Below are 20,900 nucleotides of genomic sequence, written 5' to 3'. Positions count from 1 at the left end.
CCCGGCAATCTGTGGTAGCCCTTCGGGCAGGTCATACGGTGGGGAACACGAAGACCCCCTGTGGCTGGTAGCTCAGCCGCCGCTGCGCGGCGAAAAGCGCCGGCGCGCGGCTGAAAGCGTGCCGCTGCGCCGTACCAGGTGGGCCGGGTGGGCCAGGTGGACCGGGTGTGCCGGGTGGGCGGGCGGGGTGGGCCGGGTGGGTGGGCGGGGTGGGCGGGGTGTGCGCGGGGAGCGTTCCTCCACACGACGTTCACAACTCTCACCGAAGGCCTCCACCACCGACACCTACAGTCGGTGCCATGACACGCCGGGTTCTGGTGGTCGAGGACGACCTCACGATCGCCTCCTCCGTGGCCGCGCGGCTGCGGGCGGAGGGGTTCGAGGTGGAGTTGGCGCATGACGGGCCTTCCGGGGTGCGCAAGGCCGCTGACGCCGATCTCGTGGTGCTGGACGTCATGTTGCCCGGGTTCGACGGGCTGGAGGTGTGTCGGCGCATCCAGGCCGACCGGCCCGTTCCGGTGCTCATGCTGACCGCCCGCGGGGACGAGACCGACCTGCTCGTGGGGCTCGCGGTCGGCGCGGACGACTACCTCACCAAGCCGTTCTCGATCCGGGAGCTCGCGGCCCGGGTGCACGCCCTGTTGCGGCGGGTGGAGCGGTCGTCCGCTCCCGTGTCCGCGCGGATCACCGTGGCGGACCTCGAAATCGACCTGGCCGAGCGGCGGGTCGTGCGGGGTGGGGCCGAGGCGCACCTCACGCCCACCGAGTTCGAACTCCTGGTGCACCTCGCCGAGCGCCCGCGGGCCGTGCAGTCGCGGGAACGGCTGCTCACCGAGGTGTGGGGGTGGCAGGACGCCGCCACCGGCACCCGGACCGTGGACAGCCACATCAAAGCCCTGCGCCGCAAGCTCGGCACGGACCTGATCCGCACCGTCCACGGCGTCGGCTACGCCCTGGAGGCGCCGCGGTGAAGCTGCGCACGGCGTTCGACGCGTTCATCGACTTCCTGCCCAGACCCCTGGACCCGGTCCGCTCGATCAAGCTCAAGCTGGGCATCCTGCTGGTCTCGTCGGGCGCGGCCGGGTTCTCGTTCTTCTGGTACCGCATCGGCTGGCTCCCGTACAGCACGACCACAGGCGCGCTGGTCATCGCCCTGGTGACCTCCCAGGTGCTCGCCCACGGCATGACCCGCCCGCTGCGCGAGATGACCGCGGCGGCCCGCGCGATGCGGCGTGGTGACTACAGCAAGCGGGTCCGCGCCACCGCTCGGGACGAGGTGGGCGAGCTGGCCAGCGCGTTCAACCAGATGGCGGCGGACCTGGCGGCGGCCGACCGGCAGCGCCGCGAGCTGATCGCCAACGTCTCCCACGAGCTGCGCACCCCGATCACCGCCCTCCAGAACGTCCTGGAGAACGTGGTGGACGGCGTCGCCGCCCCGGACGCCCGCACCATGCGCACCGCCCTGGCCCAGACCGAGCGCCTCGGCCGCCTGGTCACCGAGCTGCTCGACCTGTCCCGCATCGACGCCGGCGCGCACCGCCTGGCCCTCGCCGAGTTCCCGGTGGCGCCGCTGCTGTCCGACGTGGTGGCGGAGGCGTCGGTGGCGTCCCCCGCGACGACGTTCGTGGTGGACGTCCGCCCGCCCACCGCGACCGTGGTCGCCGACCGCGCCCGCGTCCACCAAGTCCTGGTCAACCTCCTGGACAACGCCGCCCGCCACGGCCCCTCCGGCGGCGAGGTCCGCGTGACGGCCACCTGGGTGGGCCGCGACCTGGTGCTGGAGGTCTCCGACGACGGCCCCGGCATCGCCCCGGAAGACCGGGAACGGGTCTTCGAGCGCTTCACCCGCGGCGAGCGGGCCGGCGGGGGCGGCACGGGGCTCGGCCTCAACATCGCCCGCTGGATCGTGGACCTGCACGGCGGCACGATCGCCGTGGTCGACGGCCCCGGCTGCCGCATCCGCGCCACCCTGCCCATGACCCGCACGGCCGCGACCGCGTAGCGGCCAACCCCACCACAGGCGTGTCGGACACCGACCACGCCCGATCAGGCGCGCCCTCATCCAGCGCCGCAAACGTTTTCGGAAGGTCTTGATGTCACCGAACCGCGTGCTGCTCACCGGTCTCCTCGGCGGGGCCTGCGCCGCCGTCCTCCTGCCGCTGGACGAACCCGGCCTCGGCTGGCTGCTCACCGCCGCGGTCGTGTTCGCCCTGGTCCGGAAGGTCAGACCGGGGTGGACCGCGCTGAGCCTGCTCCTGTTCGCCACCGGCGCGCTGGTCGCCGACGCGGACCTGTTCACCCTGTGCGTGGTGGCGGGGTGCGCCGCCGGGTCGCTGGCGGTGGTCGGCGGGCGGACGGCGAGAGGGCTGCTGGCCGGGTCCGCCGCGGTGCTGATGGCGATCCCGCCGGCGCTGCCGTGGCTGGCGCGCGGGGTGAAGGCGTCCGGGTCCACCCGGATGGCGCGGCCGATCGTGCTCACCGCGGCGGTGCTGGCGGTGTTCGTGCCGCTGCTCGCCGGGGCGGACGCGGCGTTCGCCGAGCTGCTCGGCGAGTCCGTGCCCGAGGTGGACGGGCAGTGGATCGTCGTGTTCCTCGCGGTCGGGCTGGGGGTGGTCGGGGCGTGCCGGCTGGTGGGGTCGCCGACGCCCGAGCACGTGCCCGGCGAGCGGCGGACCGTGGCGCTGCGCGAGTGGGCGATGCCGGTCGGGGCGTTGGTCGCGTTGTTCACGGCGTTCGTCGGGGTGCAGGTCACGACCTTGTTCGGCGGCGACGACTACGTGGTGCGCACGGCCGGCGTCACCTACGCCGAGTACGCGCGCCGCGGGTTCTGGCAACTGCTCGCGGTCGCGGTGCTGACGCTCGTGGTCATCGCCGTGGCCGCCCGTTTCGCGGACGACGCCGACCGGACGTGGCTGCGCGGCCTGCTCGGCGCGCTGACCGTGCTCACGCTGGTGATCGTGGCGTCGGCGCTGGCCCGCATGTGGATCTACCAGCAGGCGTACGGGTTCACCACGCTGCGCGTGCTGGTGTCGGCGTGCGAGCTGTGGCTGGCGCTGGTGTACCTGATGGTGTTGGCCGCGGGCGTGCGGATGCGCGGCGGGTGGCTGCCGCGGGCCGTGCTGGTCAGCGGGTTCCTGGGGCTGGTCGGGCTCGCGGTGCTCAACCCCGACCGGTTCACCGCGCAGCGCAACGTCGCCCGGTGGGAGGAGACCGGCAAGATCGACCTGGACCACCTGCGCAGGCTGTCCGACGACGCCGTCCCGGTGCTGGCCACGCTCCCCGAGCCGATGCGGCAGTGCGTCCTGCGGTACCGGTACGTCAGCGGGGACGACTGGCGGTCGTGGAACCTGGCGCGGAGCCGGGCGCGGGAGGCGTTGCGGGAGTTTCACCCGACGGGGTGTGCGCGGTGACGTGGTTGGCCGCCAGCAGCGCGATGACCTTGGCGTGCGTGACCGGCGCCCAGTGGCCGGCGTCGAGCACGCGGCGGCGCAGGTTCGGCACCCACGGGGTGGCCGCGTCCAGGACGCCGTCGGTGACGTAGTTGTCCTTGAGCGGCTGGACGATCTGCACCGGGACGTCCGTGCGCCGGGCGCGGGGCGCGCGCAGCCGGGGGATGAAGTTGGCGCGGTACAACGAGATCCCGTTGACGCCGTCCTCCACGATCGTGTCCGGGACGTGCGCCTGGACGCCTTCCATGCGGCGCAGCAGCGCGCCCCAGCGCGGCCCGATCACCCGACGCCACACGAACGGCGCGAGGAACGGCAGGTGGAACGCGAGGATGTACCAGGAGTGCAGCCACTGCTTGGCGTGCTTGGCCGTCGGCCGCCGGCGCATCCAGTGCCCGACGTGGTCCAGGCACGGACCGGAGATCGACGTGTAGGAGGCGATCCGCGCGCCGGGCGTGGTCACCGCCTCCCACGCCTGGATGGAACCCCAGTCGTGCGCGACGACGTGCACCGGCCGGTCGGGGCTGACCGTGTCGATCACCGCGAACAGGTCGCGGGCCAGCACCGGCAGCCGGTACCCGGCCAGGTCACGCGGCTTGCCGGACGCGCCCGCGCCGCGAACGTCGTAGGTGACGACGTGGTACTCCTCGGCGAGGATCGCGGCGACGCCGTCCCACACGCGGTGGGTGTCGGGGTAGCCGTGCACCAGGACGACGGTGGGGGCGGAGCGGTCGCCGCGCTCGTACACGGACAGCCGCACGCCTTCGGATTGCACGAACACGGTTCCTCCAGGCAGTTTCAGAGGTCGAGGACGAGCCGGTCGCCGGTGGGGCGGGCGACGCAGATCCGGACGCCGTCCACCTCGCACGTGCCGCAGAACCCCTGGCGGCACGAGTAGGGCACGGTCGGGCGCAGGTCCTTCAGCACGTCCAGCGCCGAGCGGTCGGCGGGGACGTCCACAGTGATCCCGCTGCGGCGCAAGACCATCTCGAACGGCCGACCGTCCACAATGGGTGGTGGCGCGAAGCGCTCGAAGTGCAGTCGGCGGGACGCGAAGGCGCGGCGGACCGCGTCGAGCATGGGCGTCGGGCCGCAGCAGTAGACCGAGCCGTCGGCGGGGAACGCGCCGACGATCCCGGCCAGGTCCGGCACGCCGAACTCGTCGTCCGGGCGGACGTCGGCGCCGGCGGGGAGTTCGGCCAGGAACGGCATCGACCGCCGGGACCTGCCCAGGTAGACGAAGGTGTGGTCCACGCCGGCGCGGACGGCCTCGCGGACCATCGGCAGGATCGGCGTGATGCCGATGCCGCCCGCCAGGAACAGCATCGGCCCCTCGGCGACGAACGGGAACGCGTTGCGCGGCCCCCGCACCAGCACCTCGTCCCCTTCGCGCAGCGCGTGCACCTCGGCGGAGCCCGCGCCGACGCGGCGGACCGCGATCCGGTAGGACGACCGGTCGCGCGGGTCGCCGCACAGCGAGTACTGGCGGCGCAGGCCCGAGGCCAGGTGCAGGTCGAGGTGGCAGCCGGGTTGCCACGCGGGCAGGTCCGGGCCGGTCAACCGCAGGCCCACCACGCCCTCGGCCTCCTCGCGGCGGTCCGCGACGGTCAGCCGCAACGGGCGGCCGGCACCCCGCCCGGGGCGCGCGGACCCCAGGTGGCGCAGGGACTTCAGGTAGCCGTCGGTGAACTTCTCCAGGCCGCGCACGAAACCGTCCATCAGTGGGCCGCCCGCGCGGCCGGCGAGGACGCCAGGTACGCCACGGCCTGGCTGGTCGAACCCTCCTGCTTCGGGTGGTAGCGCGGGTGGAAGTAGCGCAGGAACGCCCGGAACAGCGCGCCGCCGGTGGGCAGCAGGCCGCGGCGGCCCGCGCGGCGGAACTCGCGCAGGGTGAGCCGGCCGGGGCGCAGCGGGTCGTGGTCCATGAGGAACTTCGCGCCGCGCACCCACAGCAGCCACAGCACCGGCCCGGCGATGAGCATCGTGCGGATCTTGCGGGACTCGCGGCGGTCGAGGTGGCGCATCAGGTCGAACGCGACGCTGCGGTGCTCGACCTCCTCGGCGGCGTGCCAGCGCAGCAGGTCGAGCATGGTCGGGTCGATGCCGGCGCGGTCGAGGGCGGTGGCGTTGAGCATCCAGTCGCCGAGGAACGCGGTGAAGTGCTCGATGGCCGCGACCAGGGCGATGCGCTCGATGAGCTGTTCGCGGCGTTGCCGCTCGGTGACGCCCTCGCGGTCGCCGAGGATGCGCCGGAAGACGACCTCCATGTGCCGGGTGAACGGGCGCGGGTCGAGGCCGTTGGCGAGCAGGTGGTCCAGCACCTCGCTGTGCGCCTCGGCGTGCACGGCCTCCTGGCCGATGAAACCCAGCACGTCGGCGCGCAGGTCGTCGTCGGTGATCAGCGGGACGGCTTGCTGGAACGTGCGGACGAACCAGCGCTCGCCCTCGGGCAGCAGCAGGTGCAGGACGTTCATGACGTGGGTCGTGGTCGGCTCGTCGGGCACCCAGTGCATCGGGAGGTCCGACCAGTCGAAGTGCACGTCCCGGGGCTGCAACACGAGGTTGTCGGGCTCCATCACGACCTCCCGCACCATTGCTACGCCAGCGTAGCTTTGTGAAAGCTACGCCACCGTAGCAATATGGGCGGGTGAGCACAACGCGCCGGAAGTACGCCCCCCGCCTCCCCGCGGCGCAGCGGCGCGACCAGGTGCTGGACGGGGCGTTGGCGTTGATCGTGACGGGCGGGTTCGACGCGCTGACGATGGAGGCGGTGGCACGGCGGTGCGGCGTGACCAAGCCGGTCGTGTATGAGATCTTCGCGAACCGCGCCGAGGTGATCTCGGCCTTGCTGGAACGCGAGTCCACGCGCGCGACCGCCCAGGTGCTGGAGGCGATCCCGGAGGGTTTGGACGAGCGCTCGCCGGAGGACCTCTACACGGACACCGTGCGCGCTTTCGTGCACGCGGTGGTCGAGAGCCCGGACCGCTGGCGGCTCGTGCTGCTGCCGCCGGAGGGGACGCCGGTCGAGTTCCGGCAGCAAGTGGAACGGGTGCGGGCGCAGGTCACCGAGCAGGTCAACGCGCTGGCCGACCTGGGCCTGAAGGCGATGGGCGGGCCGGACCTGGACGCCGAGCTGCTGGGCCACGCGATGCTGGCGCTGGGCGAGATGGCCGGACGACTGGCGATCACCGACCCGGAACGGTTCCCGCCCGAGCGCCTGGTCGCGTTCGTGAGCCGGATCGCCCACTCGTTGCCGCGATCGTGAGGTCGATCGCTACCACGAATGGGTGAACGTCGGGATGGGTACGGGTCGGAGGATGTCCCCGAACCCCAGGAGGTGCCCCCCGTGCTCGTCGCCGTGCTCACGTTCGCCGGATCCGTCCTGGTGGCGCTGGCCGTGGTCACCGCGGTGCACCGGGTGGTCCGGCGGATCGGTCGGCGGTCCGCGCTCTTCGCGGGTCTCGCCCAGCACGCCCACCGGCCCGCGCTCGCCGTCGCCGTGCTGGTCGCGGTGCAGTTCTCCATCGGCGTGGTCGGGTGGGGCGACTGGCGGCCGGTCGCGCTGCACGTGGTCGGGATAGCGCTGATCCTCGCCGGCGCGTGGCTGCTGGCGGCGCTGCTGGTGGTGGCCGAGGACGCGACGCTCGCCCGCATCCGGGTGGACGTGTCGGACAACCGGCACGCGCGCCGCGTCCACACGCAGATCACGCTGGTGCGGCGGGTGACCGTGGTCGTGGTCAGCGTGCTGGCGTTCGCGTCGGTGCTGATGACGTTCCCCGAGGCGCGGGCGGCGGGCACGAGCCTGCTGGCGTCGGCCGGTGTGATCGGCGCGATCGCCGCGCTGGCGGCGCAGTCCCTGCTGGGCAACGTGTTCGCCGGCGTGCAGATCGCGTTCAGCGACGCCCTGCGGCTGGACGACGTGGTGGTCGTGGACGACCAGTGGGGGCGGATCGAGGACATCACGCTCACCTACGTGGTCGTGCACCTGTGGGACGACCGGCGGCTGATCCTGCCCACGGCCTACTTCCTGAAGACCCCGTTCGAGAACTGGACCCGCACCCAGTCCGCGCTGCTGGGCACGGTGGAGCTGGACGTCGACTGGACCGTGCCGGTGGAGGACATGCGGCAGGAGCTGCGCAAGTTCCTGGAGTCCGACGACCTGTGGGACGGGCGGGTGTGCGTGCTCCAGGTGACCGGCGCGGTGAGCGCGTTCGTGCGGGTGCGCGCGCTGGTCAGCGCGACCGACGCCGGGCGGCTGTGGGACCTGCGGTGCGAGGTGCGGGAGCACCTGGTGGCGTGGCTGCGCTCGCACCAGCCCGCGGCGCTGCCGCAGATGCGGGTGCGCGAGCTGCCGCGGGCGCAGGCCGTGGCGCGGCGCGAGGCGTCCGGGTCGGACAACCGGGTGTTCGGGGAGAGCGAGGACGGGCAGGAGCGCGTGCAGGCGTTCAGCGGGCCGGACGGGCGCTCGGCGAACGACGGGCCGTGAGCGACCGGAAGGCGTGAGCCGTGTGGCCACGAGCCGTGTGGCCGCTAGCCGTGTGGCCGCGAGCCGTGGGCTGCGGGATGTGACGCAACCGTTCGGTCCGGTCGGTCCGTCCTGGTGCCAGGATGACTCCGGGAGGTTCCATGAGACGGATCGTGGTCGTTGCCCTGGGCTTCGCCCTGGTGGCGTGCGGCGCGCCCGCGCGGGACGCCGGCACGGCGACGGCTCCCACGGCTGCCACGGCCGCCACGACGCCCGCGGCGGCCACGACCGTCACGACGACTTCGGAGGTCTCGATGCCCGCGAAGCTCAGCCCGCACGGCAAGGAGGTCCTGGCGCGGGCGCAGCGGTCCGGGGTGCCGACCGTGGTGCTGGTCATCTCCACGGAGGCGAGCCGGACCGAGGGCACCGCGGCGGCCCTGCGCGGCCTGGGGGCCACGGTGGAGGCCACCGACACGTCGATCGGCTACATCCGGGTGTCGGTGCCGGTCGCGGACGTCGAGCGCGTGGTGACCACCGACGGCGTGCGCCAGGTGGACGTGGACGAGCCGCTCAGCAACGCCGACCCGACCCCCTAGCCGGCTCGACGTACCACTCGCGCCCGGCCACCCACCCGAACACCGGGACGGGCAGCCGCACCAGCAACCGCATGACCGCGGCCGACCGCCCGCCGCCCCCGACCTGGGAGCGGTGCGCGGCCAACGCGGCCTGCTTGCGCCGCGCGAACCGCCGCACGTCGAACCGGTGCGTGATGTCCGCCTTCGCGCTGAAGGCCCGGTCCAGCCCCTCGTAGCGGAACGGCACCCGCAGCGCCCGCAGGACCCGCGCCACCCGGACGACCGCGTCCCGCGGCATGGTCGCCTCCAGCAACCGCACCCCGGTCAGCTCGGCCGCCCGCCGCCCCACCTCGTGCACCCGCACGTGGTCCCGGTGCCCGTAACCGCCGTTGGAGTCGTAGCTCAACAGCACGTCCGCGGCTTCCTCGGTCAACAGGGCGGCCAGCCGACCGGCGGCTTCCCCGACGTCGGCGCGGACGAACCGCTGCCGGCCGGGCGGGTCCTCGAACAGGATCGCGCCGTGACCGCTGTCGGCGTACCCGAGGTGCACCACCCGGTGCACGCCCAGGATCGCCGCAGCGGCCCGCAGTTCGTCCAGCCGCACGGGCGGCTCGTCCCACATCGCGTCCGTCGCGACCACGACCACCACCCGGCACCCGAACGCCGCCGCCCGGGCCAGCGTGCCGCCGGTCAACAGGACTTCGTCGTCGGGGTGCGCGTGGAACGCGACCACGGTGGCCCCTGACCCATGTCGATCCACCCGGTCGAGCCTAGAACGGCGAGGGCCGCCCCGGCTTGCGCCCGGGACGGCCCTCGCTGGTCTTGCGGTGGTGATCAGGCCACGTTCTGCACGATCACCGCGCCGCGGCCCACCACGGCGCCCTCGGCGGTCTGCACGGTCAGCTCGCCGCGCAGGACGCGACCCGCGCCGGCGGCGGCCTGCGCCGTCACGACACCGGCCACGTTCCAGGTCGCACCGGCGGTGCGGTCGGCGTCGGCGTCGTTCGTCGTGATGGTGCCCAGGCCCGGGGCGGCGTAGACGTCGATGTAGTCGTACTCCGTCGTGCCGGCCGGCACGTCGTAGCCGTCCACCGCGACCTGCCAACGACCCGCGGCGGGGTTGTTGACCGTCACCGACTCCTCCGAGTCGCCGTCCGCCTGCTGGCCGGCGATGACGCAGGTGCCGGAGGTGCAGTTGTAGACGAACAGGTCGAGGTCGGCGGCGATGTCGCCCGGCTTGCCGATGGTCGCCCGCAGCGACGTGGTGCCGGCGGGCACGATCACGTCGTAGGTCTGGCGGGCGGTGTGGGCGATCGTCGGGCGGTCGATCTTGGCGCTGCCGAACGCGCCGCCGACGAGCTTGCCGTTGAACGCGGCCAGGGTGTTGGTCACCGTCCAGGAGCGGTCGATGCCGACGCCCGGGGTCGCCGAGGCGATGGTGTCGGGGTTCGGCGCGACCGAGGTGCCCAGCACGGACGCGGTCAGCGTGTACGGCGCGGTGTCGGCGTCGGAGGTGCGGCGCGCCTCGACCACCAGCTCCCAGACGCCCGGGATCGGGTTGCTGACCGTGCGGCTCGTCGGGGAGCCGCCGGCGCAGCCCGCGCCCGCGTCGGGGTTGTAGCAGTTGGTGGACGACGTGGTGTCGTTCGGCACGCCGTACGGGTCGTAGCGCAGGAAGCGGACCTGGCCCTTGCCGGCCTCGGCGCCGCCGCCGACCAGGTCGACCTTCAGCGCGCTGGTGCCCGCCGGGACGTTCACCCAGTAGCTGTGCGTCTGGTTGCGGGCGATCGACCCGGTCTTGGTGACCGCGTACTTGTTGTCCGCGCCGAACTGGTCGGCCGCGAACACCGTGTTCAGGGTCATCGTGTCGATGCCGACGGTGCCGGGGTTGTCCAGCTTCAGCACGGCCGAGTGCACGCCGGCGGTCGTCGGCTTGACCTTGACGTCGAGCTTGACCGGCGTGTTCAGCGGCAGGCTGACCGACGACTTCGAGGAGAACGTGCCGTCGTTGCCCTGCCAGCGCACGGAGAACACCTGGTTGGTGTTCGGGCCCGTGGTGCGGGTCAGGGTGTAGGTGCGGGTGTACTCCTTGCCGATCTGCACGCCCTCGCGGTCGTGGATGCCGACGCCGGTGTTGGCCGGGTTCAGCAGCGCGGACAGCGCGGTGTTGACCGTCACCGAGGTGGTGACGTTCTGGGTGTTCGGGTGCGCGGCGAGCTGCGCCCAGGCCTTCTTGGTGTCGAACAGACCCGCGCCCTGCTCGTAGGCCTTGAGGGTGGTGACCCACTTGGCGCCCGAGTGGATGGCGTCGCGCAGTTCCTTCACCGGGGGACGCTGGCCGTCGTGCTCGTCCTTGTACGCGCCGACGAGCAGCGCGGCGGCGCCGGTCGCCTGCGGGGCGGCCATGGAGGTGCCGTTGAACATGGCGTAGCCGGCCGGGAGGGCGTAGGTGCCCGCCACCGGGCCCGGGTTCTGCCACTGCGGCGTGGTCGAGATCGCCGAGCCGGGCGCGACGATGTTCGGCTTGAAGCCGCCGTCCTCGCGCGGGCCGCGGGAGGAGAAGCCGTGCAGGCTCTCGCGCTGCGCGGTGACCGAGCCGTAGTTGGACAGCCAGGTGGCGCTGGTGATGTAGGAGCCGACGGAGATCGCGTCGGTGGCCACCGACGGGTCGCCGACGGTGTTCGCGCCCGCGCCGCTGTTGCCGGCCGAGATGAAGATCTGGACGTTGTACTCGGCGATCGTGCGGTTGTAGAGCTCCGCACGGGCGTTGTTGCCGTCGTTGAGCGCCGGCAGGCCGCCGATCGAGATGTTCATGACGTCGGCGCCGTTGCGGGCCGCGTACAGGACGCCGTCGATCAGGCCGGAGGAGGTGCACGACGGGGTGGACAGGCAGACCTTGACGGCCATCAGCTTGGCGCCGGGCGCCGCGCCGTCCATCCGGCCGCCGAACATCTCGTGCGCGGCGGTGATGCCCGCGACGTGCGTGCCGTGGGCGGCGGCGGAGATGCCGAGGTTGACGTACGCCTGGCCGGCGTTGTCGTAGATCGAGCGGTCCGTCTGGACCACGAAGGCGACGGTGTCCAGCACCGGCGTGGCCGGGTTGTCCGCGCCGAAGTGGCCGACGTCCTTCTTGTACTTGTAGTCGATCATCGCGCCGTGCTCGGTGAAGTCGCCGTCACCGTCCACGTCCACGCGGACTTCCTTGGTGGTGACGTCCTGGAGGACGCCGAAGGAGTCCGTGCGGTCGCCGTCGCGGTTGATGTCGCCGCCGGTCTCGCTGTTGGCCAGGCCCAGGTCGCCCGCGGTCTCGGCGAACAGGCCGAAGCTGAACGGGCCGCCGGTCGCCGGCGCCTTGTAGGTCGCGCCGCCGGCCACGGGGGTGAAGGAGCCGTTGTAGCGGCCCGCGACCTTGACCCAGGTGCCGTCACCGGAGTTGGTGGCGTTGGCGTTGTACCAGTCGACGATCTTGCGCTCGCCGGTGGACGTGGTGGCCAGCGCCGGGTGGTCCACGTCGATGCCGCTGTCCAGGATGGCGATGGTGGTGCCCCGACCGTCCCATTCGGGCTTCTCGTCGGTGAACTGCGCCGCCTTGGTGTCCTGGATCGGCATGTACGGGTTCTTCTTGGGCGTGCTCGCGTCCGGCGCCTTCTGCGGCAACGGGTTCGCGATGCCCTCGGGGCGCGGGTCGTCCAGCGCCACCAGGCCGTCGACGTCCACGGCGTTGACCGAGGCCAGCTTGGCGGCCTTCTCGGCGTTGTCGCGCGGGACGGAGACCTTCAGGTACTCGACGTCGCGTTCGGTGGACTCGACCACACCACCGAGTGCCTTGAGGTCGTTGGCCGCGGAGTCCAACTTCCCTTCTTCGGCGGCGACCAGCAGGGTGACGTTCTCCTGGCCGTTGGCTTCGGCCTGGGCGAGGCGTTCCCGGTCCTGCTTGTCGAGCTGCTTGTCGGCGGGCGCGGGCGCGTTCGGCGCCTCCTGCGCGACGGCCGGAGCGGCGGCGAAGCCGAACCCAGTCGTGCCCAGCACGGCGGCCAGCAAGGCCGCACTGGTGCGGTGTCTCCACCGACTTCCTGAGTTGATCACGGCGCAAACCCTTCGTGGGGAAAGATTGGCGCAAGCACATCCTTCCGGGTCCCGCCGGACAATAGTGCGAACAGCGCAAAGAGAAAGTCCACATTGGACTGAACGGGGTATTGCGCGAACGCGCGAGAAGTGCCACACCAGTGCGAAACCGGTGTGGTGCTTCCAGTCAAGAGCCGACCGGACCGAATGTCAACCAGTGTCAACGGTGAACCATCCGACACCGTCGTGAACCGGTAACAAATCGCACATCAACGCGATGGCGAGCACACTGGTCTGCATCGTGGACGCGACGCCCATCGACCGGATAGCCGACGAGCTGTACGCCCTGCCGCCGGCCGGCTTCGTCGCGGCCCGGGACGACGCCGCCCGGCGCGCCCTGGACCGCGGGGACAAGGCCTTGGCGAAGCAGGTCTCCGCGCTGCGCAAGCCGACCTTGTCGGCGTGGGCGCTCAACCAGTTGGCCCGGCGGCACGCCCCCGAGTACGCGCAGGCGGTCGAACTGGGCGAGCAGTTGCGGGCGGCCCAGGAGGGCCTGAAAGGCGGCGTGCTGCGGGAGCTGAGCGCGAAGCGGCGGGTGGTCGTCGGGGCCCTCGTGCGGCTCACCGAGGACCTGGCGCGGGACGCCGGGACGCCGTTGGGGCCCGACGCCGTGCAGCAGGTGCGCACCACGCTGACGTCCGCGCTGGCCGACGCGGTCCTGGCGGCCCGCATCCGCGCGGGGCGGCTGGTGAAGCCGGTCGAGCAGTCCGGCTTCGGCCCCCTGTCCGAGACCGCCGTCCCGACGCCCGCGCCCCGCGCGCCCTCCTCCCGCGACGACCTCGCCCCGCGGCGGGAGAAGAAGCGCGAGCGCGAGCTGGCCAAGGCCCGCGAGGACATCACCGCCGCGAAGAAGGGCGCCCGGGACGCCGACAAGGCGCTGGCCGGGGCGGAGGCCGAGCTGACCGCGCGGGAGGAGCGGGCGGAGGAGCTGAAGGCGGAGCTCAGGCGCGCGCAACAGGCCGCCCACGAGGCCGCCGCGCAGGTCGAAAGAGCACGTCGGAAGGCCGCCAAGGCCCACGACAGGCTGGCCGCCGCCGAGTCGGCCATGTCCGCGCTGCGCGAGCAGGGGTGACCCTGGACACCCGGGGAACACCTTCCGGACCTGACTCGTTCTAGTTTTGGTCGGCTCGCGGATGCCGCCCGGACGTCAGGACACCACCAGCGCCAACACCCCCTCGGGCGCCGGCAGGCCCTCTCCCCGAGGCGTCGCAGGAGCGCCCGCGCAGACCGGCCGCCGTCGGCCGGACGGTATCCCCCCACCACCGGCCGGCGGCCCCGGGAACACCCCGCGAGTCACCCGTTCCGGACGGGTCGCACGCTCCCCCGACGTGCGATCCCCGGAAAACGCAGCGCGCGCTTTCCCCCACGTGCGCCGCGCCACGGGAACGATTCGCGGGGTGTGCCGGTTCACAGGGTTGAACGGGCATCGGTGATCCCCGCGACAACGGGCGACGGAAAGCGTCACCCGCAGCGCGGAAGCGTTTCCCCGTCGCCGGTTCATCAACCTTGGTCGACCATGAACTGGTCGTGGCGGGCGTACAGCTCGGTCCACTCCTCCGCCGACAACTGCCGGCCCGAGTCGCCGATCTCCGCCAGCTCGCGGAAGTACTCCTCCCGCGGCGCGCCCGGCGCGAACAGGATCAGCATCGACGCCGGCCCGTCGGCGTCGTTGCGGAACGCGTGGACCCCGCCCTCGGGCACGTGGAGGAAGTCCCCGGCCGTGGCGTCCACCCACTTCTCGCCGTTGAACAGCCGCACGGTCCCGGAGACCACGTAGAACGACTCCGAGAACGTCCGGTGGAAGTGCGCGCCCGGCCCGCCCGACCGCGGCCGCATGTTCCACTCGAACAACCCGAACCGGCCCCGCGTCACGCTCCCCGGCGCGACGAGCCTCGCCTGCGTCTTCGGCCGGTCGATCGTCTCGACGTCCGCGACCGGCCGCCACAGCGCGCTGGTCTCGCCCGTCGACCCGGTGTAGTAGCTCATCCCCGAACGATCCCCTTCCCCGGCAGGGTGGCCCACGCCACAACGACAGGTTGTCACACCGCCGCCACCGGCTCCGTCACCTCCTTGGAAACGCACGAACGACGAAGGAGCACGACGAAGATGGAAGCGCGCATCGACCTGTTCGCCAACAAGACCACCGCCAAGTTCCTCAAGCACCTCGTCGCCGCGGGCAAATCGGTCGAGGCCTCGGGGGTGCCCGAGACGACCGGGTTCCTGGTGTTGTTGCGCGCCAGCCAGGTCAACGGCTGCGGGTTCTGCACCGACATGCACTACAAGGACGCCGTCGCGGCCGGCGAGGAGCCCGAGAAGCTCAACATGGTGGCCGCCTGGCGGGAGGCGACCGTGTTCACCGACGCCGAGCGCGCCGCGCTGGAGCTGGCCGAGGAGGGCACGCGCATCGCCGACGCCGCCGGTGGCGTGTCGGACGAGGTGTGGGACAACGCCGCCAAGCACTACGACGAGGACCAGTTGGCCGCGCTGGTGGCGTCGATCGCCGTCATCAACGCCTTCAACCGGGTCAACGTGCTGGTCCGCCAGCCCGCCGGCGCCTACCGGCCGGGCATGTTCGGCTGACCGACCGGCGACGGCGGCTCGTCAGCCCGCCGTCACGCTGGGGTCGAGCTTCGCCGCCAGGTCGTCGGCGTCCTCCACGCGCAGGTCGCGGTAGAGCCGCAGCGCGGTCAGCCAGTGGGGGGTCGCCGCGTCCTGGCCGACCGACTGCTCCAGCACGTCGCCGATGGCCCGGTGGCACAACGCCTCCTGGTACCGGTCGCCCAGCCGTTCGGCCAGCGCCAGCCCTTCCCGGTAGTGCTCCAGGGCTTCGTCCAGCCGACCCAGTTGCTGGGACGCGGCGCCCACGGTGTGCAGGGTGGCGGTGTGGGCCTTGGACGGCGCGGCCGGGTCGAACAGGCCCAGGGCCTCGGTGGCGTGGCGCAGCGCCTCCTCCGGCAAGTGCTTGCGCAGCAACACGTTCGCCAGGTTGTTCTGCACGCTGGCCTGTGACCGGGTGTCGCCGACCTCGCGCGCGACCTCCAGCGCCTCCAGGATCGTCTCCTGCGCCCGGTCGAGCTGGTCGTCGGCCATCAGGCAGTACCCCAGGTTCGCCAGGGCCGCCAGTTCCAGGTCGCGGTCGCCGCGGGCGAGGTCCGCGGCCCGCGTGCACGCCCCGACCGCCTCCTCCAGGCGGCCCAGGTCGGCCAGCGTGGAACCCAGGCGCAGCAGGAAAGTGGCTTCCGCGTGCGCGTCGCCCAACGCCCGCGCGGCCTCGGAACCGATGCGGCACAACGCCAACCGGTCCACCCGGTTGCCGCGCCGGAAGTGGAACGCGTCCAGGCACAGCGCGAGCTGCCAGGCGCGTTCCAGGTGACCGCCGACCAGCGCCGCGTCCAGGGCGAGGCCGAGGTTGGCCTCCTCCAGGGTGAACCAGTCCAGCGCCGCCGCGTGCGAGGACAGCTGCGGGTGGCTCGCGGGCTTGTGCTCGGGCGGGCTGAACGGGCGGACGTGGTCGGACAGGTGGGTGCGCGCCGCGTCGGCGACGTAGAGGTAGTAGTCCAGCAGGCGGTTCGTCGCGTCGTCCACATCGGACTCGCCGACGGCCAGGTGGTGGGTGAACAGCCGCACCAGGTCGTGCCGCGAGTACCGGTCGGGCGTGGACTCGTGCAGCAGGTTGGCGTAGGCGAGGGTGCGCAGGTGGGTGCGGGCGCTGACCACGTTGATGTCCAGCAGCGCGGCGGCGGCGTAGCTGTCCAGGTCGGTGCCGGGGTGCAGGCCCAGGCGGCGCAACAACCTCGCCGCGCCCTCGGGCAGCTCCCGGTAGCTCACCGCCAGGGCGGCCTGCACCCCGCGCCCGGCCTCGGGCAGTTCGAGCGCGGCCAGCCGGTGCTGCTCGTCGCGCAGCTCGTCGACCAGGGACTGGACGGTCCACCGGGGTCTGGACGCCAGGCGGGCGCCCGCGATGCGCAGCGCCAGCGGCAGCCGGTCGCACAGCTCGACCAGTTCGGCGACGGCTTCGGGCTCCTGCTCGATGCGCGGCCGGCCCAGCGCCGCCGCCAGCAGGTCCTCGGCGTTGTTCTCCGGCAACGTCTGCACGTGCAGCGCCGACGCGCCCTCGGTGACCACCAGGTCGTCCAGCCGGTGCCTGCTCGTCACCAGCACCTGGCAGCCCGCCGAACCGGGCAGCAGCGGCCGGACCTGTTCGGCGGAGCGGGCGTTGTCCAGGAACACCAGCACGCGCCGCCCGGCCAGCAGCGACCGGTACTGCGCGGCCTGGTCCTCCAGGTCCACGGCGATCTGCGAGTCGGCCAGGCCCAGCGCCCGCAGGAACCCGATGAGCGCGGTGCGCGGGTCCAGCGGCTCGGTCTCGTCGAACCCGCGCAGGTTCACGAACAGCTGCCCGTCGGGGAAGTCCGCCGCCACGCGGTGCGCCCAGCGCAGCGCCAACGCCGTCTTGCCCACCCCGGCGGGGCCGACCAGCAGCCCGATCGCCGAGTCGCCGCCCAGCCGGTCGGCGAGGTCGGCCAGCTCCGGCTCGCGGCCGACGAACCCGCGGTGCTCGCGGGGCAGCTGGGCCGGCGCGGGCCCGCGTTCCACCCGCTTGGGCGCGGTGTCCCCGGCCAGCACGGTCTGGTACGCGTCGCGCAGCTCCGGGCCCGGGTCCACGCCCAGCTCCTCGGCCAGCCGCTCACGCGTGCGGTGGAACACCTCCAGCGCCTCGGCCTGCCGCCCGGTCCAGTGCAGCGCCAGCACCAGCCGCGCCACCAGCGGTTCGCGCAACGGGTGCGCGGCCACGGCGTCGCGCAGCTCGCCGACCGCGTCGGCCGCGCGGCGCAGCCGGAACAGCCGGGTCGCCAGCTCCTCCACGGCCACCAGCCGCAGCTCCTCCAGCCGCGCCGACACCGCCTCGCGCACCCGGTCGCCGGGCACGTCGGCGAGCACCGGCCCGCGCCACAGCGCCAACGCCTCCGCCAACTGGGTGACGGCGGCCTCGTCCGCGGCGTCGCGCGCGGAGGCCACCAGGTCCTCGAAGCGGAACACGTCCACCGCGCCGCGCTCGCCGGTCAGCACGTAGCCGGGCGCGCGCGTGAGAAGCGCCACGCCGTCGGACAGGACCTTCCGGAGCTGGGCGATATGTCCCTGAAGGGCGGCTTTGGCCTGCGGCGGCGGTGAGCCGTCCCACACCAGCGACAGCAGGCGGTCACCGGAGACGACCCGGTTGAGCTCCAACGCCAACGCGGCCAGGACGGTCCGGCGCTTGGCCGCGCCCAGCCGGACGGGTTCACCACCAGCGGAAACCAGCTCAACCGGCCCGAGCAGGTTCACCCGCATCCTGAAGACCTTTCAGCATCAGCACCCCGTGATCGAAGAGTTTCCCACAGTGGCGGGCACCCTCCGGAAGCCCGCATTGGCGCGACGTTGGGCCCGCGTTGGCGCGCGCGGGGAGCCTGGGTTGCGTCCAGCAGGCTGCCTTCGCGAGGGACTCCACCATGTACATCGCCGAGCCAGGGAATCCGGAAGAGGCCCCCCAACCGTCCGTGGGGAGCAAGGTCCTCGCGCTGTCGGAGTCGGTGAACTCCGGACGGGTGACGCTCGACCCGGCGACCGGTGAGGAACTGCGCAGGATGCTGGTCGAGCAGATCGACCAGGTCGACTCGTGGCTGGAGCGCGCCGGCCGCCTGGCCCGCCCCGCGCCGCTGGGCGCGAACCCCGTCGGCGACCGGATGGCCGCGAAGTTCGAGGCCCGCGCCGAGGGTGACCCGATGTCGTTCGTGTCGGTGATGACGGCCTACCGCGAAGTGCTCCAGCAGACCCACGACTCCGTGCGCAGCGCGATCCGCAACTTCCAGGCGATCGACGACGAGCACGGCTCCGAGCTGACCCGCCTGAGCGGCGAGTGAGGGGGACGACCATGGCCGACCAGCAGGAGATCGACCTGGTGCTCACCGACGCCCAGAACTGGGCGTCCCGGTCCCACCGCGAGCTCTACGACGCGGTGCACAACAACAACGACCCCGGCCAGACCGGCGAGATCGGCGCGGAGTGGGGCCAGTTCGGCACCGAGCTGACCGAGTCCGCGCGGGTGATCAACGAGCGCGTCGCCGCCTCCGAGTCCGGCTGGACGGGCGAGGCCGCCGACGGCGCGCGGGCCGCGGTGAAGAAGCTCGCCGAGTGGGTCACGCAGACCGCCGCCACGGCCGTCGAGGTCGGCAAGCGCGTGCAGGACCAGAGCGTCATCATGGAGAACGCGCGGGCGTCGATGCCCGAACCGGTGAACTTCTCCTGGGACCAGGCGACCGGCACGTTCACCCAGGGCGGCATCCAGGGCCTGGTGACGTCCGCGGCGGACGTGCAGGCGGCCAACGACCAGGCCCGCGCGCTGCACGAGCACGCCGTGACCGTGATGACGACGATGGAGAACGAGTCGCGCGCGGTCGACCAGACCACGCCGAGGTTCACCCCGCCGTACAACCCGGTGACCGGGCGGGTCGAGGAGCCGCCGGCGATGATGATGGCGACCGCCGGCGCGCCCACGTTGAGCGACGCGCAGCCCGCGATGGCGCCGAGCGGCGGCGCCGCGAGCGGGACCACGGTGGCCGCGTCGGCGATGGCGGCTCCGGCCGCGCCCGCGTACACGCCGGCGGCGACTTCGTCCGGTGTCGGCGCCGGGTCGTACGGCGGTGCCGCCGGCACTCCGCTGGCCCCGGCCGCGTCGTACCGCCCCGAGGGCACGACGGCCGCCGCGGCGGCGGCCCAGGTCCCGGTGGCGAACAAGTACACGCCGCCCGCTTACCCGCCGCCGTCGTCGGGCGGCGGCCAGAACCCGCCGTCGTACGTGCCGCCGTCGTACGTCCCGCCCGCGTCGAGCGGGGGCAAGCAGCAGCCGCCGCCGTACCGCCCCGCACCCCCCGGGACGGTCGTGCCGCAGGCACCGGGCAAGTACCCGCCCTACGTCCCGGCCGGCACCCCCGGCACCCCGCCCGTCGGCGGCGGCCCCGCCGGCGGCCCCGGCGCGCGCCCCGGCATGCCCGGCGGTTTCCCCGGTGGTGGCGGCGGCGGTGGCGGCTTCGGCGGTGCCGGCGGTGGCGGCGGCTTCGGCCCGACCGGCTCCGGTGGCGGCGGCGGGCAACTGGCCGCCGGCGGCTCGACCGGTGTCGTCGGCCAGCGCGGTCCCATGCCGGGCGGTTTCGGCCCGATGGCCCCCGGTGCGGGCGCCGCGTCCGGCATGCCGATGGGCGGCGCGCCGATGGGCGGAGCACCCGCCGGCGGCCAGGGCGACGACGACAAGGAACACCGCTCCGCCGCGTACCTGCGCGGTGAGGACATCTTCGAGGTGCCCGGCGAGAACCTGCCGCCCTCGGTGATCGGCGGCGCGAAGCCGAAGAAGAAGGGCGGCGAGGCGTGATCGAGCCGGAGTTCCTGCTCACGCCGGTCCAACTCGACGTGCTCTGGCACGACCTGGACCTGGGCCGGCTGCCCTACCCGCTGGACGTCCCCAGCGGCGGCGCGACCGAGTCCGAACGCGCCGAGCTGAAGGCGAAGGTGCTGGCCGAGTACGGCGAGCCGAGCCCGAAGCTGACCGACCTGCTGCGCCTGCTGGCGGAGCACACCCTGTCGGTGGACGCGGTGGCCCACCTCGACCGCCCGGTGCGGGCGGTGGCGGCGTCGGACGGCACGCGGGCCGTGCTGGCGGTGATCGACAGCGGCAAGGTCGGCCTGCTGGAGATCCGCCCGACCGCGTTGGCGCGCTCCATCGTGGAAGTCCTGCCCGACGGAACCGCAGGCCCCGGCACCGCGCTGTCCCTGCGCCTGGAGACGCTGACCGCAGCGGTCGCACTCCAACAGGAGGACGGCGACGACGAGGACGACGACCCGTGGGGCGGCGAGGAACTGGACGACCGTGCCGCGCTGCAAAAAGCGGGCCTGTCCCGCGAGGACGCGGCCCTGGTCGGCGAGTTGGCGGTGAACCGGGTGGCCGGCGGCCAGTTCGGCGTGAGCGTGGGCGGCGGCTACCGACCGACCAGGGCGGGCACCCTGATCACGTGGTTCGACACGAACCAGGGCCGATACCTGATGGTCCACGAAGACGGCTGGCTGAGCCTCGCACCAACGGACAACGACCGCATCGCCACGAGGATCGACAAGGTCCTGACCACCATCGCCTAGCCCACGACCCGCAGGAGCGCGGCGTTCCCGCCGCGCAGCGGCGTGCTTTTGGTTCGGGCTCCCAGCCACAAGGGGCCTTCGTGTTCCCCACCGTATGACCTGCCCGAAGGGCTACCACACTTT

18 protein-coding genes are annotated in these 20,900 nt (G+C 73.0%); 11 read left to right on the top strand and 7 right to left on the bottom strand.

Features of this window, described 5'->3' with window-relative positions:
* Positions 1 to 299 precede the first annotated feature (299 nt).
* The 3 genes from AB0A74_RS39055 (at position 300) to AB0A74_RS39045 (ending at position 3,410) form a co-directional block, all read left to right on the top strand.
* On the top strand, positions 300 to 971 hold the full coding sequence (locus AB0A74_RS39055) for a response regulator transcription factor (protein ID WP_358257726.1): 672 nt from the start codon (positions 300 to 302) through the stop codon (positions 969 to 971).
* Positions 968 to 2,002, top strand: a complete 1,035-nt coding sequence (locus AB0A74_RS39050) for a HAMP domain-containing sensor histidine kinase (protein WP_358257724.1) — start codon at positions 968 to 970, stop codon at positions 2,000 to 2,002. The genes AB0A74_RS39055 and AB0A74_RS39050 overlap by 4 nt, the downstream gene beginning before the upstream one ends.
* A gap of 91 nt (positions 2,003 to 2,093) precedes the next feature.
* Positions 2,094 to 3,410 carry a DUF4173 domain-containing protein gene (locus tag AB0A74_RS39045; RefSeq protein ID WP_358257722.1) on the top strand — a complete coding sequence of 439 codons (1,317 nt, stop codon included), beginning with the start codon at positions 2,094 to 2,096 and terminating at the stop codon, positions 3,408 to 3,410.
* Here the strand turns inward: AB0A74_RS39045 and AB0A74_RS39040 are convergent.
* From AB0A74_RS39040 to AB0A74_RS39030, 3 genes are read right to left on the bottom strand one after another with little or no spacing between them, the layout of a single operon-like run.
* On the bottom strand, positions 3,319 to 4,227 hold the full coding sequence (locus AB0A74_RS39040) for an alpha/beta fold hydrolase (protein ID WP_358257720.1): 909 nt from the start codon (positions 4,225 to 4,227) through the stop codon (positions 3,319 to 3,321). The two genes, AB0A74_RS39045 and AB0A74_RS39040, sit on opposite strands and share 92 nt — an antisense overlap.
* A 17-nt stretch (positions 4,228 to 4,244) precedes the next feature.
* Entirely contained in the window at positions 4,245 to 5,165 is a 921-nt protein-coding gene (locus AB0A74_RS39035; protein ID WP_358257718.1) for a PDR/VanB family oxidoreductase, read from the bottom strand.
* Positions 5,165 to 6,022 (bottom strand): metal-dependent hydrolase, encoded by an 858-nt coding sequence (locus AB0A74_RS39030; protein WP_358257716.1) that lies wholly within the window; start codon positions 6,020 to 6,022, stop codon positions 5,165 to 5,167. The genes AB0A74_RS39035 and AB0A74_RS39030 overlap by 1 nt, the downstream gene beginning before the upstream one ends.
* 71 nt (positions 6,023 to 6,093) lie before the next feature.
* Between AB0A74_RS39030 and AB0A74_RS39025 the strand changes: the two genes are divergently transcribed.
* From AB0A74_RS39025 to AB0A74_RS39015, 3 genes are all read left to right on the top strand, one after another.
* Positions 6,094 to 6,711, top strand: a complete 618-nt coding sequence (locus AB0A74_RS39025; protein ID WP_358257715.1) for a TetR/AcrR family transcriptional regulator — start codon at positions 6,094 to 6,096, stop codon at positions 6,709 to 6,711.
* 81 nt (positions 6,712 to 6,792) lie between these two features.
* Positions 6,793 to 7,932 (top strand): mechanosensitive ion channel domain-containing protein, encoded by a 1,140-nt coding sequence (locus tag AB0A74_RS39020; RefSeq protein WP_358257713.1) that lies wholly within the window; start codon positions 6,793 to 6,795, stop codon positions 7,930 to 7,932.
* A gap of 140 nt (positions 7,933 to 8,072) precedes the next feature.
* Positions 8,073 to 8,507 carry a hypothetical protein gene (locus tag AB0A74_RS39015; RefSeq protein WP_358257711.1) on the top strand — a complete coding sequence of 145 codons (435 nt, stop codon included), beginning with the start codon at positions 8,073 to 8,075 and terminating at the stop codon, positions 8,505 to 8,507.
* On the opposite strand, the gene AB0A74_RS39010 is transcribed toward AB0A74_RS39015, so the two are convergent.
* Entirely contained in the window at positions 8,482 to 9,246 is a 765-nt protein-coding gene (locus AB0A74_RS39010; protein WP_358257709.1) for a PIG-L family deacetylase, read from the bottom strand. The two genes, AB0A74_RS39015 and AB0A74_RS39010, sit on opposite strands and share 26 nt — an antisense overlap.
* A gap of 74 nt (positions 9,247 to 9,320) precedes the next feature.
* Entirely contained in the window at positions 9,321 to 12,515 is a 3,195-nt protein-coding gene (locus tag AB0A74_RS39005) for a S8 family serine peptidase (protein ID WP_358257707.1), read from the bottom strand.
* Positions 12,516 to 12,828: 313 nt separating this feature from the next.
* On the opposite strand from AB0A74_RS39005, the gene AB0A74_RS39000 reads away from it, so the two are divergent.
* Positions 12,829 to 13,683, top strand: coding sequence for a hypothetical protein (locus AB0A74_RS39000; RefSeq protein WP_358257706.1), 855 nt, complete (start codon positions 12,829 to 12,831; stop codon positions 13,681 to 13,683).
* Between the two features lie 428 nt (positions 13,684 to 14,111).
* Here AB0A74_RS39000 and AB0A74_RS38995 read toward each other — a convergent pair whose 3' ends face one another.
* Positions 14,112 to 14,597, bottom strand: a complete 486-nt coding sequence (locus AB0A74_RS38995; RefSeq protein ID WP_358257704.1) for a cupin domain-containing protein — start codon at positions 14,595 to 14,597, stop codon at positions 14,112 to 14,114.
* Between the two features lie 120 nt (positions 14,598 to 14,717).
* Here AB0A74_RS38995 and AB0A74_RS38990 point away from each other — a divergent pair, with 120 nt between their 5' ends.
* On the top strand, positions 14,718 to 15,191 hold the full coding sequence (locus AB0A74_RS38990) for a carboxymuconolactone decarboxylase family protein (RefSeq protein WP_358257702.1): 474 nt from the start codon (positions 14,718 to 14,720) through the stop codon (positions 15,189 to 15,191).
* A 21-nt stretch (positions 15,192 to 15,212) separates the two neighbouring features.
* Here the strand turns inward: AB0A74_RS38990 and AB0A74_RS38985 are convergent, their stop codons facing one another.
* Positions 15,213 to 17,942, bottom strand: a complete 2,730-nt coding sequence (locus tag AB0A74_RS38985) for a BTAD domain-containing putative transcriptional regulator (protein WP_358257700.1) — start codon at positions 17,940 to 17,942, stop codon at positions 15,213 to 15,215.
* A 206-nt stretch (positions 17,943 to 18,148) separates the two neighbouring features.
* Here AB0A74_RS38985 and AB0A74_RS38980 point away from each other — a divergent pair, with 206 nt between their 5' ends.
* Genes AB0A74_RS38980 through AB0A74_RS38970 form a run of 3 tightly spaced genes read left to right on the top strand, consistent with a single transcriptional unit; the run spans position 18,149 to position 20,777 of the window.
* Positions 18,149 to 18,511 (top strand): hypothetical protein, encoded by a 363-nt coding sequence (locus AB0A74_RS38980; protein ID WP_358257699.1) that lies wholly within the window; start codon positions 18,149 to 18,151, stop codon positions 18,509 to 18,511.
* An 11-nt stretch (positions 18,512 to 18,522) separates the two neighbouring features.
* Complete coding sequence (locus tag AB0A74_RS38975) at positions 18,523 to 20,016, top strand: PPE domain-containing protein (protein ID WP_358257697.1); 1,494 nt, start codon at positions 18,523 to 18,525, stop codon at positions 20,014 to 20,016.
* Positions 20,013 to 20,777, top strand: coding sequence for an ESX secretion-associated protein EspG (locus AB0A74_RS38970; RefSeq protein ID WP_358257696.1), 765 nt, complete (start codon positions 20,013 to 20,015; stop codon positions 20,775 to 20,777). The genes AB0A74_RS38975 and AB0A74_RS38970 overlap by 4 nt, the downstream gene beginning before the upstream one ends.
* The last annotated feature ends 123 nt before the right edge of the window (positions 20,778 to 20,900 follow it).

This window comes from Saccharothrix sp. NPDC042600, from assembly GCF_040647305.1.
In the GTDB taxonomy this organism is placed as follows: Bacteria; Actinomycetota; Actinomycetes; order Mycobacteriales; family Pseudonocardiaceae; genus Actinosynnema; species Actinosynnema mutabilis.
Note: the sequence above shows the minus strand (reverse complement) of the source record. Positions and strands in the feature narration are given on the sequence as shown.

Bases quoted from the DNA above. Each gene is read 5' to 3' on its own strand.
- AB0A74_RS38990 (WP_358257702.1), top strand. From the start codon at position 14,718: ATGGAAGCGCGCATCGACCTGTTCGCCAACAAGACCACCGCCAAGTTC.
- AB0A74_RS38975 (WP_358257697.1), top strand. From the start codon at position 18,523: ATGGCCGACCAGCAGGAGATCGACCTGGTGCTCACCGACGCCCAGAAC.
- AB0A74_RS39035 (WP_358257718.1), bottom strand. From the start codon at position 5,165: ATGGACGGTTTCGTGCGCGGCCTGGAGAAGTTCACCGACGGCTACCTG.
- AB0A74_RS39055 (WP_358257726.1), top strand. From the start codon at position 300: ATGACACGCCGGGTTCTGGTGGTCGAGGACGACCTCACGATCGCCTCC.
- AB0A74_RS39030 (WP_358257716.1), bottom strand. From the start codon at position 6,022: ATGGAGCCCGACAACCTCGTGTTGCAGCCCCGGGACGTGCACTTCGAC.
- AB0A74_RS38985 (WP_358257700.1), bottom strand. From the start codon at position 17,942: ATGCGGGTGAACCTGCTCGGGCCGGTTGAGCTGGTTTCCGCTGGTGGT.
- AB0A74_RS38995 (WP_358257704.1), bottom strand. From the start codon at position 14,597: ATGAGCTACTACACCGGGTCGACGGGCGAGACCAGCGCGCTGTGGCGG.
- AB0A74_RS39045 (WP_358257722.1), top strand. From the start codon at position 2,094: ATGTCACCGAACCGCGTGCTGCTCACCGGTCTCCTCGGCGGGGCCTGC.
- AB0A74_RS39000 (WP_358257706.1), top strand. From the start codon at position 12,829: ATGGCGAGCACACTGGTCTGCATCGTGGACGCGACGCCCATCGACCGG.
- AB0A74_RS39015 (WP_358257711.1), top strand. From the start codon at position 8,073: ATGAGACGGATCGTGGTCGTTGCCCTGGGCTTCGCCCTGGTGGCGTGC.